The organism is Microbacterium sp. BWT-B31, from assembly GCF_041379855.1.
GTDB lineage: Bacteria > Actinomycetota > Actinomycetes > Actinomycetales > Microbacteriaceae > Microbacterium.
Genome location: NZ_JBFECU010000010.1, coordinates 113,527 through 130,318, shown reverse-complemented (window position 1 = coordinate 130,318; position 16,792 = coordinate 113,527). Strand labels below are relative to the sequence as shown.

Below are 16,792 nucleotides of genomic sequence, written 5' to 3'. Positions count from 1 at the left end.
CGCGCACCGTGGTCGACGCGGGTCGTGTGTGCGCGGACGCTCCTGCGCGGATGGTGGCGCGATGAGCCGCGCAACGGCGTTCTGGGTGGAGAGCCCGGGGGTGGGGGCGCTGCGCACGAGCGAGATCGCGGAGCCCGGTCCCGGCGACGTGCTCGTGCGCACGCAGTTCACCGGCATCAGCCGCGGCACCGAGTCGCTCGTCTTCCGCGGAGAGGTGCCCGAGAGCGAGCGGGACCGCATGCGCGCCCCGTTCCAGCAGGGGGCGTTGCCCGCGCCGGTCGCGTACGGCTACCTCAACGTCGGGCTCGTCGAGCGGGGGCCTGCGGAGCTGGCGGGGCGGACGGTGTTCACGCTCTTTCCGCACCAGTCCGCCTTCGTCGTGCCGCGTGGAGCGGTCGTGCCGGTGCCCTCCGACGTTCCGGCCCGTCGTGCGGTGCTCGCCGGCACGGTCGAGACGGCGGTGAACATCCTGTGGGATGCCGCGCCCCTCGTCGGCGATCGCGTGAGCATCGTCGGGGCCGGCATGATCGGCACGGCGGTGGCGCGGCTCGCCCGCGCGATCCCTGGTGTGGACGTCGTGGTCGTCGACGTGGATCCGGAGAAGCGGGCCGTGTGCGAGCGTCTCGGCGCCGCCTTCGCGACGCCGGGCGACGCGCCGCGCGACCGCGACCTCGTCATCGACACGAGTGGCTCCGAGGACGGCCTGCAGCTCGCCCTGGAGTCTGCGGCCGTCGAGGGCGAGGTCGTCGAGGCGAGTTGGTTCGGCGATCGGGTGGTCGCGCTGCGGCTGGGCGGAGCGTTCCACGCGCGGCGGCTCACGATCCGCTCGAGTCAGGTGGGCATGGTGTCGCCGCGCCGGCGCGGCACCCGCGGCGCGGGGGACCGGCTCGCCCTCGCGCTTGAGCTGCTGCGCGACGACGCCTTCGACGCGCTTCTGACCGGAAGCTCGTCCTGGCGCGACCTGCCGGCGGTGATGGCGGCGATCGCGTCCGGCCAGCTGCCGGGACTGTGCCACACCATCGACTGGAGGGACGCCGGATGACCTACTCCGTCACGGTGCGCGACCACATCATGATCGCCCACAGCCTCACCGGCGAGACGTTCGGTCCCGCCCAGCGCCTGCACGGGGCCACGTTCGTGGTCGACGCGACCTTCCGGGCAGAGGCGCTCGACGGCGAGGGCGTGGTGGTCGACATCGGGCTCGCCTCCGAGGCGGTGCGCGGCATCCTGTCGTCGCTGTCGTACCGGAATCTCGACGACGAGCCCGCGTTCGCGGGCGTCAACACGACCACCGAGCGGCTGTGCGGCGTCATCGCCGACCGGCTGGTCGCGGCGCTGCGCGAAGGCGCCCTGGGCCACGCGCGGCTGAGCGGGATCGCCGTGACGCTGCACGAGTCGCACATCGCGTGGGCGTCGTACGAGGTGGCGCTGTGACGGCCCCCCGCGCGCTGTGCTTCGTCGTGCCCGAGGGCGTCGACGATCCGCTCCGGGCCAGCGGCGGCAACGTGTACGACCTGCGTGTGGCGGCGGGGCTTTCGGCGCGCGGGTGGGACGTGCGGATCATGCAGACGGATGCCTCGGCCGCGGCATCGGCCCTGTCGACGTTGCCCGCGCAGGCGCTGGTGCTCGTCGACGGGCTCGTCGCGGGGGCGGTGCCCGCCGTGGTCGAGCGCGAGGCCCAGCGGCTTCGGATCGTCGTGCTGGCGCATATGGTCAGCGCGGCCTTCCCAGGCGCCGACCCGCGATCGGTCGAGGGCGAGCGCCGGGCGCTCCGGGCGGCGCGCAGCGTGATCACGACGAGCGAGTGGACCCGCGCCGAGCTGACCGGCCGCGAGGGGCTGCCGCCGGAGCGGGTCGCGGTGGCGCTGCCGGGAACGGCCGCCGCGCCGGTCACGAGCGGCACCGCGACCGGCGGCGCCCTGCTGTGCGTCGGCGTCGTCGCCGCGCACAAGGGACAGGACGTGCTGGTGGACGCGCTGCGGATGCTCGACCCGCACCCGCGGTGGAGGTGCACGATCGCCGGGTCGCTCGCCGCATCCCCCGCCTTCGCCGACCGCGTCGCCCGGTCCGTCGTCGACGCGGGGCTCGCCGACCGCATCGCGATGGTCGGCGTGCTGGACGGGCCCGCGCTCGACAGCGTGTACGCGCGCGCCGACCTCGTGGTGGCGCCCTCGCGCGTGGAGAGCTACGGCATGGTCGTCGCCGATGCGCTGGGGCGGGGCATCCCGGTCGTCGCCAGCGCCGTCGGAGGCATTCCGCAGACCGTCGCCGGGTCGCGCGGCGCGGTGCTGGTGCCCCCCGGCGACGCGGTCGCGCTCAGCCGGGCGCTCGGCCGGTGGATGGACGATCCGGCGTGGCGGGCGTGCCTGAGGGACGCGGCGCTGCGGACGAGATCCGCCCTTCCGCGATGGAACGACACGGTGGATCGCGTCGAGGCCGCGCTCGCCTCGGTGCGGCACGAGGACCTGTTCGCGTGGCCGCCATGACGAACCGACCCTACGTGACCCTCAGCTGCGCCATGTCGATGGACGGGTACCTCGACAGCGCGCTGCCTGCCAAGCTCGCGATGTCGAACGCGGCCGACTTCGACCGCGTCGATCAGCTGCGGGCCGAGAGCGACGCCATCATGGTCGGCGCCTCGACGGTGCGCCGCGACCACCCGCGGCTGCTCGTGCGCAGCGAGCGGCGACGGATGCTCCGACTCGCCGACGGCCGCACCTTCTCGCCGATCAAGGTGACGGTGACCGCGAGCGGCGACCTGCCCGCGGCATGCGAGTTCTTCACCGAGGGACAGGTCCAGAAGCTCGTGTACTGTCCGCGCGAGAGCGCCCGCGAGGTCGAGGCGCGGCTGGGCGGGGTCGCGACGGTGGTCGCTGTGGAGTCGTGCGTGACGATGCGGCACGTGGTCGACAGCCTCGCCGAGCGCGGTGTCGAACGGCTCATGGTCGAAGGCGGCGGGCGCCTGCTCACGCAGTTCCTCGTCGACGACCTGGCCGACGAGCTGAACCTCGTGGTGGCGCCCTTCTTCGTCGGCGAGTCGGAGGCGCCGCGCTTCGTGAGGTCGGGGCGCTTCCCGTGGACGTCCACGCGGCGTGCGCGGCTGGCCGACACCTGCCGGATCGACGACGTCGTGCTGCTGCGCTACGCGTTGTCCGACCGTTTCGGCGAGCCGCCGTCGCCACGGCGGCAGAAGACCGAGCGGCCCGCCTCCTCACGATGAGGCAGGCCGCTCGGAGCGCGCCGCCGGGGGGCAGGCCCTCGCGGGTCGCAGGCGGCGGGCTCGAGGCATCCTTCGCCGCGCTGTTCGACAAGGCGACCCGCACCGGTCTCGGGATCATCGCCTCGAGCACCGACCAGTGCTTCGGTCGCTGGTGAGCCCCCGCGGGGTCAGCGGCTGATGACCTTGGGCGCGGCGACGGCCTTGAGGCCCGCGACGCCGAACTCCTGGCCGTAGCCGGACGCCTTGGTGCCGCCGAAGGGCACGACGGGGTTCAGTGTGCCGTGCTGGTTGATCCACACGGTGCCGGCCTGCAGACGCTTCGCGACCTCGACTGCGGCGTCGACATCGGCCGACCACACCGAGGCGCCGAGGCCCTGGTCCGACGCGTTGGCGCGGCGCACCGCGTCGTCGACGTCGGTGTAGCGGATCACGGGGATGACCGGGCCGAACTGCTCCTCGTCGACCAAGCGCGCGCCGTCGTCGATGTCGGCGACCACGGTCGGGCGGTAGAACAGCGGGCCGAGCTCGGGCGCGGGCTCGCCGCCGGTCACGATCCGGGCGCCTCGAGCGCGCGCGTCGTCGACGAGCGAGCGGACGATGTCGAACTGGGCCTCGTTCTGCAGCGGCCCGAGCACGTTGCCCTCGTCGAGCCCGCGGCCCATCGGCGTCGCGGCGGCGAGCCCGGCGAGGGTCTGGACGACCTGGTCGTAGACCGAGTCGTGCACGTACAGGCGCTTGAGCGCCGCGCACGTCTGACCGGTGTTGATGAAGCACCCCCAGAACAGGTTCTCGGCGATCGCGGCGGGGTCGGTGCCCGGCAGCACGATGCCGGCGTCGTTGCCGCCGAGCTCGAGCGTGAGGCGGGCGAGGCTGCCGGCGGATGCCTCGACGATGCGCCGCCCGGTCGCGGTCGATCCGGTGAACATGATCTTGTCGATATCGGGGTGCCTCGCGATCGCGGCGCCGACCTCGCGGTCGCCCGACACGACGGTGAGCACGCCCGCGGGGAGGTGCCGGTTGAAGAGCTCGGCGAGCGCCAGAACCGACAGCGGCGTGAACTCGCTCGGCTTCACGACGACCGTGTTGCCCATGCGCAGCGACGGCGCGATCTGCCACACCGAGATCATCATGGGCCAGTTCCAGGGGCCGATCGCCGCCACGACGCCGAGCGCGTCGTAGTGCACCTCGGCGCGCGAGCCCCCGGCCTCGAACACGACCTCGGGCTCAAGCGGGGTGTCGGCGGCGGCGCGGGTCCACACCGTGCACGCACCCACCTCGAAGCGCGCGTTCGGCCCGTCGAGGGGCTTGCCCTGCTCGCGCGAGAGCAGCTGCGCGAGCTCTTCGGCGCTGGCTTCGATCTCGTCGGCGATCGCGTTCAGGATGCGCGAGCGCTCGGCGTGGCCGAGCGCGTTCCACGCCGGCTGCGCGGCCCGCGCGGCGGCGACGGCGGCGTTGAGGTCGGCGACCGTGTGCACGGGCGCGTAACCGATGGTCTCGCGGGTAGCGGCATCCGGAATCGCGCGTCCCTCGGCCGCGGGAACGGTGATGGCGTCCAGTATCGACGTCGCGACGGTCATGGGCTCCTCCTCGATGGGTCTCATCGATCATCGGAGCATGCCGCCGCCGGCGTTTGCCCGTGGGCGCAGGGCGGTTGACGACCCGCGCAGCCCCGCCGTCGCGCTCCGAAGCGCGCGGGGCGCGATCATCGCGCCGACCCTGCCCGAGACGTCGCGGCGCGTGGCGTGGCGGGCGCGGGTGTGCCTCCACAGGCAAGGTGTCTGCCCTCCGCGTCAACCCGCGGATCGGGCTGGTCGGAACCATGGATCCAGCCGACCCGTGCATCGAAGGAGCTGCCCATGGCCACGTCCGGCCCCCCGACGACCTCGTCGACTCGAACCGCGGCGCACCGTCGCCTCGGCGTCCTCGCCGTCGCATTCATGATCGTCGCCGCCTCGGCCCCGCTGACCGTCGTGGCCGGCGGCGTGACGAGCGCCTACTCGGTCACCCACGTGGACGGCATCCCGTTCGGGTACCTCGTGCTGGCTGCCGCACTGGCGGTCTTCGCCATCGGCTACGCCGCGATGAGCAGGTTCATCACCGACGCCGGCGCCTTCTACTCCTATGTGTCCCAGGGGATCGGGCGCCCGACCGGCGTCGGGGCCTCGGTGCTCGCGCTCATCGCGTACAACGCGATGCAGATCGGCATCTGGGGGATGCTGGGGTTCCAGGTCTCGTCGTTCCTCGAGTCCAAGCTCGGCTGGGGCGGGCCTTGGTGGCTGTGGGTGATCGTCGGCATCGTGATCGTCGGCGTCCTCGGCGTGAACCGCGTGGACCTGTCGGCGAAGGTGCTGGGCGTGCTGGTCGCGCTGGAGTTCCTCGTGGTCATCGTGTTCGACGTCGTCGCGTTCGCCAACCCGGCCGAGGGTTTCACGGCCGCGCCGATGACCCCCGGCAACCTGTTCGTTCCCGGCGTCGGCGCGGTGCTCGCTTTCGGCATCGCGGCGTTCATGGGCTTCGAGTCGGCCGCCATCTACGGCGAGGAGTCGAAGGACCCCAAGCGCACGATCCCGCGCGCGACGTTCCTCGCGGTCGGGGTCATCGGCGTGTTCTACGCGATCTCGTCGTGGGCGCTCGCCCTCGCCGTCGGCCCCTCGAAGATCACCGACCCGGCCGGCGTCTCGCCCGAGGAGGCCGGGCCGCCGCTGTTCTTCGACTTCGTCGCCGAGCACCTCGGCGTGATCTGGGTCGACCTCATGTCGGTCCTGTTCATCACGAGCCTGTTCGCCGCGCTCGTCAGCTTCCACAACGCGGTGTCGCGCTACGCCTTCTCGCTCGGCCGCGAGGGCGTGCTGCCGCGGCAGCTGGGCACCGTGCGCACCGCGAGCGGCGCACCGTGGGCGGGTTCGCTCGCGCAGTCCGCGCTGGCGCTCGTCGTGATCATCGGGTTCGCGATCGGCGAGTCCGGCTGGAACCCCGAGAGCGGCCCGTACCCCGTGCTGACCATCTTCACGTGGCTGACGAACCTGGGCGCCTTCGGCCTGGTGCTGCTGATGGTGCTGGTCTCGGCCGCCGTCATCGGGTTCTTCCGCCGCGACGCGCGCGATGTCGGCGCCGGCAGTCGCCTGATCGCCCCGATCGTCGCGCTCGTGTCACTCGGGTCCGTGTGGATCCTCATCCTCGTCAACTGGGACGTCCTGCTCGGTCAGACCGAGTCCACGCCCACGACGTTCATCCTGCCGGCGATCCTGCTGGTGCCCTCGATCGCGGCGGTGCTGTGGGCGTACTGGCTGCGCACGGCCAAGCCCGACGTCTACCGCCGGATCGGGCACGGTGCCGACGAGGCCGACGCGGCGCACCTCGGCGGCGAGGCCGTCGGGGGCTGACCCGCTCTTTCGCTCGCGTGCGGCGGGCTGAGCGCCCGCGGGGCAGTCCGCGCCCATTGCCGCAGCCGCCGTCGCGCGCCCCACGTGACCGCGGGTGCGGCAAGCGGAGGTTACGACCTGTGGCGCCGTGAGTCTTCGCGTTTCGTCCGGCCTTGGACGACGTCGTGCGCCGACGCGATCGTGAAGAGCATGTCCGAACAGGTTCACCTCGCCCTCGCCCTCGAGCGGGCGGGCTGGCATCCCGCCGCGTGGCGCGAGGCCTCCGCCCGAACGCACGAGCTGACATCGCCCCGCTACTGGCGCGAACTGCTGCGGACGGCCGATGACGCCGGGGTCGCGCTCGCGACGATCGAAGACGCCCTCGCGCTCCCCGACCGCTTCGAGTCCGCAGGCGCGCTTCGGCGCGATCGCGTGCGCGGCCGACTCGACGCGGTGCTCATCGCCTCGTTCGCCGCTGCGCTCACGCGCCGCATCGGCCTCGTGCCGACGGTGACCACAGCGCACCCCGAGCCGTTCCACGTCGCCACCGCGATCCAGACCCTCGACTTCGCAAGCCGCGGACGCGCGGGCGTGCGGTTGGTCGCGGGGGCCCCAGCGGCCGAGCGCGCCAACTTCGGGCGTCGCGCCACCGGGGTCGACGCGTTTCCCGCGTCGGGTCGCGTCGAGGACTCGCCCGAGATCCTCGCCGCGTTCCGCGAGGCGGGCGAGTTCGCCGAGGTCCTCTCGCGTCTGTGGGACTCGTGGCAGGACGACGCGATCATCCGGGATGCCGCGACCGGCCGCTTCCTCGACGCCGACCGCGTGCACAACATCGAGTTCGAGGGCGAGTTCTTCTCGATCACCGGCGCCTCGATCGTGCCGCGCTCGCCGCAGGGGCGTCCGCTCATCACGGTGCTCGCGCACCAGACCGTGCCCTACCGGCTCGCCGCCGAGCACGCCGACCTCGTGTTCGTCACACCGCACGACGACGCCGGGGTCGCCAGCATCCGTTCCGAACTGGATGCCGCCGCCCGCGACCTGCGCGACGGCCAGCGCCTGCGCGTGTTCGCCGACCTGCTCGTGCTCGTCGAAGACACTGCGCCCGCAGCCCGTGCTGCGGCGGAGCGTCTCGACGGGTGGGAAGGCGCGCCGCTCGCGTCCGACGCACGCATCGTCGTCGGCACGCCCCGAGACGTCGCCGACGCGGTGCTTCAGCTCGCCGCGGCGGGCGTCGACGGGGTGCGCCTGCGTCCGGCGCGCCAGCCCGCCGACGTCGTCGCCGTCGCCGAGCAGGTCGTGCCGCTGCTGCGCGCGGCCGGCGCGCTGCGCACCGACGACGGGTCGAGCTCGCTCCGCGATCGCCTCGACCTCGCCCGCCCCGAGAGCCGCTACGCCCGAGAGAAGGTCGCGCTGTGAGCCGTCCCGTCCGCCAGGTCCACCTCGCCGCGCACTTCCCGGGGGTCAACAGCACCACCGTCTGGACCGACCCGACGTCGGGCAGCCAGATCGACTTCTCTTCGTTCGAGCACTTCGCCGCGACGGCCGAGCGAGGCCTGTTCGACTACATCTTCCTCGCCGAGGGACTGCGACTGCGCGAGCACAAGGGCCGCATCCACGAGCTCGACGTGCTCGGCCGCCCCAACACGCTGTCGATCCTGGCCGCGCTCGCCGCGATCACCGAGCATGTGGGCCTGGTCGGCACGCTCAGCACGACGTTCAACGAGCCGTACGAGCTGGCCCGCCAGCTCGCCACCCTCGATCACCTCTCGGGCGGTCGCGCGGGCTGGAACGCCGTCACCAGCTCGGACGCCTTCCACGGCGCCAACTTCCGCCGCGGCGGCTACCTCGACCACGCCGACCGCTACGAGCGCGCGAGCGAGTTCGCGGCGCTCGCCAAAGAGCTGTGGGACTCGTGGCCCGAAGACGGCGTACGAGCGGATGCCGCCACCGGCGTCTTCACGGACGACGGCGTGCCCGCGCGCGTGCGCCACAGCGGCCCGCAGTTCGACGTGGACGCGCTGTTCGACGTGCCGCGCTGCCCGCAGGGACGACCCGTCATCGTGCAGGCCGGCGACTCGGCCGACGGACGCGGCTTCGGCGCCGAGCACGCCGAGGTGATCTTCTCGCTGCACACCGGCTTCGACGACGCCCGCGCGTTCTACGACGACGTGAAGGGGCGGCTCGCGGGGTGGGGGCGAGAGGAGGACTCGCTCAAGATCCTGCCGGCGGCGACCTTCGCGATCGGCGACACCGACGACGACGCGCGCGAGCGGGCCCGCGCGGTCGCGTTGCAGCAGGTGCGTCCCGAGGTCGCGCTCACCTATGTCGAGCAGGTGTGGGGCCGCGACCTCACCGGCTACGACCCGGACGGCCCGCTTCCCGACGTCGAGCCTGACACCGGTTCCGAGACGGCGCGCGGATGGGCGAACCGCCACGCGGCGGTGCGCAAGCGCATCGCGTCGCTGCGCGAGGTGTCCGAGCGCGAGGGGCTCAGCATCCGCGAGTCGGTCATCCGTCTCGTTGCGACCCCGACCTTCGTCGGCACGCCCGATCGCATCGCGGCCGAGATCGACCGGTACGTGCAGGAACGCGCGACCGACGGCTTCACCGTCGTCGGGCACCTCACACCGCACGGGCTCGACGAGTTCGCTGCGCGGGTCGTGCCGCTGCTGCAGGAGCGCGGCTCGTACCGCGAGACCTACGACGAGGGCGCGACTCTGCGCGACCTGCTGGGGCTGCCGGCCCCGCACCCCGCCTCGGCGCAGGCGCCCGCGCTCGCGACGCGATGACCGGCCGCGCGCGTCTGGTGGTCGTCGGCGCGGGCCCCCGCGCGGCGATGCTGCTCGAGCGCGTGCTCGCGCGAGCCGACGAGCACACGCGGCTCGACATCGACCTCGTCGACCCGCACCCGCCCGGCGCGGGGCGCATCTGGCGGCACGCGCAGTCGCCCCTGCTGAAGCTCAACTCGATGACCCGCGACGTCACCGTGTTCACCGATGACAGCTGCACGATCGAGGGACCGGTGCGCCCGGGCCCGTCGCTGAACGAGTGGCTTCAGCAGTGGCGCGACGGGGGTCTGCCCGACGTCGCGCTCGACGAACTGTCGGCCGCCGAGGCGCGAGCGCTCGGCCCGGACGGGTTCCCCACGCGGCGCCTGCACAGCCACTACCTGGACTGGTTCTTCCGCCGCACGGTCGCCGCGGCGCCGAAGGGGGTCGCGATCCGCGTGCACGCCGACACGGTCACGTCGGTCCGTGCCGCCGAAGCCGGACCTCACACGGTCGTGCTCGCGACCGGCGGAGAGATCGTGACGGATGCCGTCGCCTACTGCGTCGGTCACACCGAGCGCGACCTCGACCCGGCCTCGGCAGCGCTCGCGGCAGCCGCGGCGAGCGCGGGGCTCGTGTACGTGCCGCCAGCGTTCACCGCCGACGTGGATCTTTCGGCGATCCCCGCCGCGGGCGACGTGATCGTGCGCGGCATGGGGCTTGCCGCGGTCGACCTGGTCGTGCTGCTCACGCAGGGGCGCGGCGGGCGGTTCGAGCGCGACGCCGACGGGTCGCTGCGCTACGTCGCGTCCGGCGGCGAGCCGCGCATCCACCTCGGCTCGCGCCGCGGCGTGCCGTATCGCTCGAAGGTGACCTCGATCCTGCAGGGCGATCCCGCGCAGCGCGAAGTGCTGACGCCGGAGGCGATCGCGGCACTGGTGCAGTCGCGGCATCCGATCGACTTCGAAAGCGAGGTCTGGCCGCTCATCGCCGCAGAGCTGCTGCACGGCCACTACCGCGAGCTGTTCACGGGGCACCCCGACCGGGTCTGGGCGACCTGGGACGAGTTCCGCGAGGTGCTGCGCGCACACACATGGGACGACCCCGCGCTGCGGGAGGCGATCGCCGCGGTCGTGCCCGACCCGCGCGACCGGTTCGACGTCGCCGCGTTCGACCGCCCGCTCGCGGGCATCCGCTTCATCGGCGCAGACGACGTGCACCGGCACGTGCGCGACCACATCGCCGACGACCTGCGGCTGCGCACGACGCAGGAGCACAGCGCAGCGCAGGGCGTGTTCACCGCGGCGCTGCTGTCGTTCCTCGCGCTGTCGCAGATCCCGGACGAGCGCTGGAACGCGCGGTCCCGCGCGCAGTCGCTGCCGATCCGCTGGCACACGTTCTTCAGCTACGTCGCCAGCGGTCCGCCGCCGCACCGGCTCGAAGAGCTCCTCGCCCTCGCCGACGCGGGGGTGGTGCGCTTCCTCGGCCCCGATGTCGCGGTGTCCGTCGGCGCGCGCGGGTTCGCGGCATCCAGCCCGCACGTGCCCGGCCAGACCGTGGCCACCTCCCTCGTCGACGCGTGGCTGCCCGCGGCCAACGCGGCGCTCAGCACCGACCCGGCGCTGCGCGAACTGGCGACGGTGCACGGCAGCGAGCTGCGGGTGACGGTCCTGCCCACGCCCTCTCCACGCGCCGCCGACGTGCGGGACGCAGCCACGGGGCGCGTGGGCCCAGCCGTGTACGACGGCTCGCTCGGGCGCGTGCGCGTCACCGCCGACGGTCGCCTCTGGCGCCCCGACGGCACGGCCCACGAGACGCTGTTCGCGATCGGCCCCTTCACATCGCTCACCGAGGCCGGAGCCTTCACGCGTCCGGCAGCGGACTCGCTGGCGCTGCGCCAGACCGACCTGGTCGCCGGCGCGATCGCCGCGCGGCTCGGCATCGCGGTCGTCGACACGGTCTGAGCGTCCCTGCCTCGAGCGTCCTGCCTCGAGCGAGACGCGGCCTCCCGCGCCGCGTCGCCATGCCCGCGCGCTCGCGTCGCGGCGGGCGCGCATCCGGCCGTGTGACGGCGTGTGACCTCCCGTGACCGGTCGTGTCCGCCGTTCACGCCGCATGACACGGCGGATCGCGCGGTCCCGCACGGCTCCGTCACGCTGAAGCCCGCAGGCCGGCACTCGCCGGCGCACCCGCCACAGCTTCTGGAGAGAAATGACAAGCCCCCGACCCCGACTCGCCGCGCTCGCGGCGATCGGCGCCGTCACGCTCGCGCTGAGCGCGTGCGCGACGGGCGCCGGCCAGTCCGCACCGACCGCCTCCGCCGAGGCAGAGCCCGTGAACGGCGGCAACCTCACCTTCGCGATCTCGGTCGACGGCCAGTGCATCGACCCCCAGCAGGTCGGCAACAACGACGCGATCGCGATCGCGCGCCAGACGGTCGCGTCGCTGACGATCCAGGACCCCTCCACAGGCGAGATCCTGCCGTGGCTCGCGTCGGAGTTCGAGGTGAACGACGACGCCACGAGCTTCACCTTCACGCTGCAGGACGGACCCACCTACGCCGACGGCGAGCCCATCGACGCGGCATCCGTCAAGACCAACTTCGAGGCGATCGTCGCGCTGGGCGCCAAGGCGACCCTCGGGTCGTCGTACCTCGCCGGTCTCGAGAGCATCGAGGTGGTCGACGAGCACACCGTCACCGTCAACTTCGCCCAGCCGAGCGCTCAGTTCCTGCAGGCGACCTCGACGTTCTCGCTCGGCCTCCTCTCTCCGGCCACAGCCGCCGTCAGCCAGGCAGACCGCTGCCTCGGCCACTACGTCGGGTCGGGCCCGTTCTCGGTCGAGAGCTACACCCCGAACGAGGGCGCGGTGCTCGCGCGCCGCGACGGCTACGAGTGGGGACCCTCGATCGCCGGTCACACCGGCGAGGCGTACCTCGACACCATCACGTACAAGGTGATCCCCGAGTCGGGCAACCGCACCGGCAGCCTCCAGTCCGGCCAGATCGACGCCACCGCAGGCATCGCCACCGCTGACGCCGTGCTCTTCGAGGGCGACGACTTCTGGTCGCTGAACCGCGCCAACCCCGGCTCGGTCTACAACCTCTACGCGAACCAGTCGACCGAGAAGCTCGCCGACCAGAACGTGCGCCTGGCGATTCAGAAGGGCATCGACCGCGAGCAGATCACCTCGACCCTGCTCGGCCCCGACGACCTCGCCGCCGTCTCGCCGCTGGCCTCTTCGACACCGTACTTCGCCGACCTCAGCGACGTGCTCGAGTACGACCCCGAGGGCGCCGCGAAGCTGCTCGACAAAGCCGGCTGGACCGAGGGCGACGACGGCATCCGCGAGAAGGACGGCCAGAAGCTGAGCTTCCACGTCACCTACTGGCAGTCGCCCAAGGAGGTGCTCGAACTCGTCCAGCAGCAGCTGCGCGAGATCGGCGTCGATCTGCAGCTGACCTTCGCGAGCATCGCCGATGTGACGGCCGCCAACGCCGACGGCACGTACGACTTCTCGTACGGCAACCTCACGCGCGCCGATCCCGACGTGCTGCGGACGGTCTTCTCGGTCAACGGCACCAATAACGCCACCAAGCGCACCGAGCCGGCCGAGGTCGACGAACTGCTCGACCGGCAGGCGGCCATCATCGACGCCACCGAGCGCCAGAAGGTCGTCGACGAAGCGGCGAAGCTGCTCATCACCGGCGGGTACTCGATCCCGATCTACCAGCTGTCGACGACCATCACGGCCGCCTCGAAGGTGCACGGGCTCACGTTCGAGGCATCCAGCCGCCTCGACTTCTACGACACCTGGATCGCCGAGTAAGGCACGGGGAGGGGAGCGGATCATGTGGTGGAGCTACATCGCCCGGTGGATCGGGCAGGGCGTGGTGGTGCTGTGGGCCGCCTACACGATCTCGTTCCTCATCCTGTACCTGCTGCCGGGTGACGCCGCGACGATGTTCGCCGGCGGCGGCGACCAGGAGGCCGTCGATCCCGAGCTCGTGGCGCGGCTGCGCAGCGAGCTCGGGCTCGACCGCCCGATCTGGGAGCAGTACGTCATCGCCCTCGGCAAGGCCGTGACGGGTCACTTCGGCACCTCGACGCAGACCGGGCGGCCGGCATCCGATCTGCTGCTCGAGGCGCTTCCGCCGACGCTCGCCCTCACGGCGTTCGCGTTCCTGCTCGCCGTCGTCTTCGGCGTCGCCCTGGCACTGGCCGCGTCGCTGGCGCGGGCCACGTGGCTGCGCAACGTGTTGTCGTCGCTGCCGCCGATCGGGGTCTCGATCCCGGTGTTCTGGATCGGTTTGCTGCTGCTGCAGGCGTTCTCGTTCCGGCTGCGGCTGTTCCCCTCGATGGGCAACGAGGGCTTCGAGAGCCTCGTACTGCCGGCGATCACCATCGCGATCCCGTCGGGGGCGTTCATCGCGCAGCTGCTCTCGCGGAGTCTTCGCTCGACGCTCGCGCAGCCGTACGTCGAGATCGTGCGCGCGAAGGGCGCGAGTGAGCGCCGCGTGCAGCTCGGCCACGCGTTCCGCAACGCCGTCATCCCATCGCTCACGATGGTCGGCGTGCTCGTCGGCGGCCTCCTCTCGGGCGCGGTGGTGACCGAGACGGTGTTCTCGCGCCTGGGGATCGGCCGGCTCGTGGTGACCGCCGTCAACTACCGCGACGTGCCCGTCGTGCAGATCGTGGTGGTCTTCGCCGCGCTCGTCTTCGTGGTCGCGAACCTTCTCGTCGACCTCGTCTACCCCCTCATCGACCGCCGCATCACGCTCGCCCGCACGGCGTTCGTCGCGGCCTGACAGGAGCAGCCATGACTGTAGAGAACGTGCTCTCCGCCCCGGTTCGCACCGCCCCGCCGCACGACCCGTTCACCGAGGAGTCCGTCGACCCCGGCAGTGACCCCGCGGGCGGATCGCACGCGGCCGCGCGTGACGAGAGGGCGGATGCCTCCACCCGCGCCCGCGCCGACGCGGACTCGCGGCGCTCCACCTGGCGGCCGGTCGTCGCGGTCCTGCGGCAGCCGACCCTCGCGGCGTCGATCCTCGTGCTGGCGCTCGTGACGCTGTGGGCGATCGCGCCGTCGTGGTTCACGTCGTGGGATCCGATCACGGGCGTCCCGCAGGACCGCCTGCTGGCACCCAGCGCCGAGCACCTCTTCGGCACCGACAACCTCGGCCGCGACGTGTACGCCCGCGTCGTGTACGGGTCGTCGACCTCGCTCACGGCGACCACCGTCGCGGTGCTGGTGGGTCTTGCCGTCGGGTCGCTGTTCGGCCTGCTCGCCGGATTCCTGCGCGGCTTCGTCGACGACGCGATCATGCGCGTCATGGACGTGCTGCTGGCGATCCCCAGCCTGCTGCTCTCGCTCGCACTCATCACCGCGCTCGGGTTCGGCACGCTCAACGTCGCGATCGCGGTCGGCCTTGCCAGCGTGGCATCGTTCTCTCGCGTCATGCGGGCCGAGGTGCTGCAGATCGCGACCGCCGTCTACGTCGAGGCCGCGCGCGTGTCGGGCGTGCGCTGGTACACGGTGCTGCGCCGTCACGTGCTGCCGAACGCGTCCGGGCCGGTCATCGCCCTGGCCGCGCTCGAGTTCGGCGTGATGGTGCTCGCGATCTCGTCGCTGTCGTTCCTCGGCTTCGGCGCACCGCCGCCCGCGCCCGAGTGGGGGTCCCTCGTGGCGGGAGGCCGCGACTACCTCGCCGTCGCATGGTGGCTGACGACCTTCCCAGGCCTGGTGATCGTCGCTGTCGTGCTGTCGGCCAACCGCATCTCGCGGTCCCTCGAACGCGACGGGGGTCTTCGATGACCGCGCTGCTGGAGGTCTCGGGCCTGTCGGTGTCGTACACGCTGGACGGCACCGCCCGGCCGGCCGTGCGCGACGTGAGCTTCTCGGTCGACCGCGGCGAGGTCGTCGCGATCGTCGGCGAGTCCGGGTCGGGCAAGAGCACCACCGCGCACGCCGTCATCCACCTGCTCGCCGCGAACGCCCAGGTCGACGCCGGCACGATCCGCTTCGATGGCGAGGAGCTCACCGGGCTCTCGCGCAAGGCGTGGCGCGAGGTGCGCGGGCGCCGCATCGGGCTGATCCCGCAGGACCCGACCACGAGCCTCAACCCGGTCAAGCGCGTCGGGCGACAGGTGGCCGAGCCGCTGGTGATCCACGGGCTCGCGACCAGGCGCAGCGCCGACGCGCAGGCCGAGGAGCTGCTGCGCCTGGCCGGCATCGGCGAGCCCGAGGCGCGGGCGCGCCAGTTCCCGCACCAGTTCTCGGGCGGCATGAAGCAGCGCGCGCTCATCGCGACCGCCCTCGCCGCCGAGCCGCAGCTCGTGATCGCCGACGAGCCCACCAGCGCCCTCGACGTGACCGTGCAGAAGCAGATCCTCGACCACATCGACCGGCTCGCCGCGACCCTCGGCACAGCGGTGCTGCTCATCACGCACGACCTGGGCGTGGCCGCCGACCGCGCCGACCGCATCATCGTGATGCAGCACGGCGAGATCGTCGAGACCGGGCCTGCGCGCGAGGTGCTCGACAGCCCGCGGCACGCGTACACGCGGCAGCTCCTCGCCGCCGCGCCGGGGCTGCGGGCGGGCACGGCACGCGTTGCCGAGCGGCCGGTTCGTGCGATTCCGGATGCCTCGACCCCGCCCCTCCTCGAGGTGACGGGTCTGCGCAAGGAGTTCGCGCTCCCCGGCCGTGGCAAGCTCATCGCGGTCGACGACGTGTCGTTTCGCATCGACCGCGGAGAGACGCTCGCGATCGTGGGCGAGTCGGGGTCGGGCAAGAGCACCACCGCGCGGCTCGCGCTGCGGCTCGAGAAGCCGACGGCAGGCGGCATCCGCTTCGACGGCATCGATGTCGTCGCCGCGGGTCGTGAGCAGCTGCGCTCGCTGCGCCGGCGGTTCCAGCTGGTGTACCAGAGCCCGTTCGCATCGCTCGACCCGCGGTTCACGATCGGCGACGTCATCGACGAGCCGCTGCGCGCCTTCGGCGTCGACAAGACGGAGCGGGCGCGGCGCGTGCGAGAGCTCGTCGACCAGGTCGCCCTCCCCGCAGGCACCGCGTCGCGGCGACCGGCCGAGCTCTCGGGCGGCCAGCGGCAGCGCGTGGCGATCGCCCGCGCCCTGGCGCTGCACCCGGAGCTGGTGGTGCTCGACGAGGCGGTGTCGGCGCTCGACGTGTCGGTGCAGGCGCAGATCCTCGACCTGCTCGCGCGTGTGCAGCGCGACGTGGGGGTGTCGTACCTGTTCATCAGCCACGATCTGGCCGTCGTCCGCGAGATCTCGGACCGCGTCGCCGTGATGCAGAGCGGGCGCATCGTCGAGCAGGGCGCGACATCCCACGTGCTCGGCGCGCCGCGCGAGGAGTACACACGCCGGCTCATCGAGGCGATTCCGGGCGCGGCGCTCGCGACGCACGCCTGAGCCGTC

Annotated in this window: 14 protein-coding genes; 13 read left to right on the top strand and 1 reads right to left on the bottom strand. The window is 72.6% G+C overall.

Going from position 1 to position 16,792, the window contains the following annotated elements; translation table 11 throughout:
* Positions 1–61 precede the first annotated feature (61 nt).
* From AB1K54_RS11940 to AB1K54_RS11920, 5 genes are read left to right on the top strand one after another with little or no spacing between them, the layout of a single operon-like run.
* Complete coding sequence (locus AB1K54_RS11940; RefSeq protein WP_371202974.1) at positions 62–1,042, top strand: zinc-binding alcohol dehydrogenase; 981 nt, start codon at positions 62–64, stop codon at positions 1,040–1,042.
* Positions 1,039–1,434 carry a 6-pyruvoyl tetrahydropterin synthase family protein gene (locus AB1K54_RS11935; protein ID WP_371202973.1) on the top strand — a complete coding sequence of 132 codons (396 nt, stop codon included), beginning with the start codon at positions 1,039–1,041 and terminating at the stop codon, positions 1,432–1,434. Before AB1K54_RS11940 ends, AB1K54_RS11935 begins: the two co-directional genes overlap by 4 nt.
* On the top strand, positions 1,431–2,486 hold the full coding sequence (locus AB1K54_RS11930) for a glycosyltransferase family 4 protein (RefSeq protein WP_371202972.1): 1,056 nt from the start codon (positions 1,431–1,433) through the stop codon (positions 2,484–2,486). The genes AB1K54_RS11935 and AB1K54_RS11930 overlap by 4 nt, the downstream gene beginning before the upstream one ends.
* Positions 2,483–3,220 carry a RibD family protein gene (locus AB1K54_RS11925; protein WP_371202971.1) on the top strand — a complete coding sequence of 246 codons (738 nt, stop codon included), beginning with the start codon at positions 2,483–2,485 and terminating at the stop codon, positions 3,218–3,220. The genes AB1K54_RS11930 and AB1K54_RS11925 overlap by 4 nt, the downstream gene beginning before the upstream one ends.
* Entirely contained in the window at positions 3,217–3,375 is a 159-nt protein-coding gene (locus tag AB1K54_RS11920; RefSeq protein WP_371202970.1) for a hypothetical protein, read from the top strand. The genes AB1K54_RS11925 and AB1K54_RS11920 overlap by 4 nt, the downstream gene beginning before the upstream one ends.
* A gap of 12 nt (positions 3,376–3,387) precedes the next feature.
* Here AB1K54_RS11920 and AB1K54_RS11915 read toward each other — a convergent pair whose 3' ends face one another.
* Positions 3,388–4,797: an aldehyde dehydrogenase family protein gene (locus AB1K54_RS11915; protein ID WP_371202969.1), complete on the bottom strand. Its 1,410-nt coding sequence runs from the start codon at positions 4,795–4,797 to the stop codon at positions 3,388–3,390.
* Positions 4,798–5,076: 279 nt separating this feature from the next.
* On the opposite strand from AB1K54_RS11915, the gene AB1K54_RS11910 reads away from it, so the two are divergent.
* The 8 genes from AB1K54_RS11910 to AB1K54_RS11875 all read left to right on the top strand — a co-directional run bounded on the left by AB1K54_RS11910 (position 5,077) and on the right by AB1K54_RS11875 (position 16,786).
* Positions 5,077–6,603: an APC family permease gene (locus AB1K54_RS11910; RefSeq protein WP_371202968.1), complete on the top strand. Its 1,527-nt coding sequence runs from the start codon at positions 5,077–5,079 to the stop codon at positions 6,601–6,603.
* 189 nt (positions 6,604–6,792) lie between these two features.
* Entirely contained in the window at positions 6,793–7,998 is a 1,206-nt protein-coding gene (locus tag AB1K54_RS11905) for an LLM class flavin-dependent oxidoreductase (RefSeq protein ID WP_371202967.1), read from the top strand.
* On the top strand, positions 7,995–9,371 hold the full coding sequence (locus AB1K54_RS11900) for an NtaA/DmoA family FMN-dependent monooxygenase (RefSeq protein ID WP_371202966.1): 1,377 nt from the start codon (positions 7,995–7,997) through the stop codon (positions 9,369–9,371). The genes AB1K54_RS11905 and AB1K54_RS11900 overlap by 4 nt, the downstream gene beginning before the upstream one ends.
* The gene (locus AB1K54_RS11895; RefSeq protein ID WP_371202965.1) at positions 9,368–11,314 is read left to right on the top strand and encodes an FAD/NAD(P)-binding protein; all 1,947 of its coding nucleotides are present in this window, start codon (positions 9,368–9,370) and stop codon (positions 11,312–11,314) included. The genes AB1K54_RS11900 and AB1K54_RS11895 overlap by 4 nt, the downstream gene beginning before the upstream one ends.
* A 247-nt stretch (positions 11,315–11,561) precedes the next feature.
* A complete protein-coding gene (locus AB1K54_RS11890; RefSeq protein ID WP_371202964.1) occupies positions 11,562–13,178 on the top strand; it encodes an ABC transporter substrate-binding protein in 1,617 nt (538 codons plus the stop codon).
* 22 nt (positions 13,179–13,200) lie between these two features.
* Positions 13,201–14,157, top strand: coding sequence for an ABC transporter permease (locus tag AB1K54_RS11885; protein WP_371202963.1), 957 nt, complete (start codon positions 13,201–13,203; stop codon positions 14,155–14,157).
* Positions 14,158–14,168: 11 nt separating this feature from the next.
* Complete coding sequence (locus tag AB1K54_RS11880; RefSeq protein ID WP_371202962.1) at positions 14,169–15,167, top strand: ABC transporter permease; 999 nt, start codon at positions 14,169–14,171, stop codon at positions 15,165–15,167.
* Positions 15,164–16,786 carry a dipeptide ABC transporter ATP-binding protein gene (locus AB1K54_RS11875; RefSeq protein WP_371202961.1) on the top strand — a complete coding sequence of 541 codons (1,623 nt, stop codon included), beginning with the start codon at positions 15,164–15,166 and terminating at the stop codon, positions 16,784–16,786. Before AB1K54_RS11880 ends, AB1K54_RS11875 begins: the two co-directional genes overlap by 4 nt.
* Positions 16,787–16,792 lie beyond the last annotated feature (6 nt).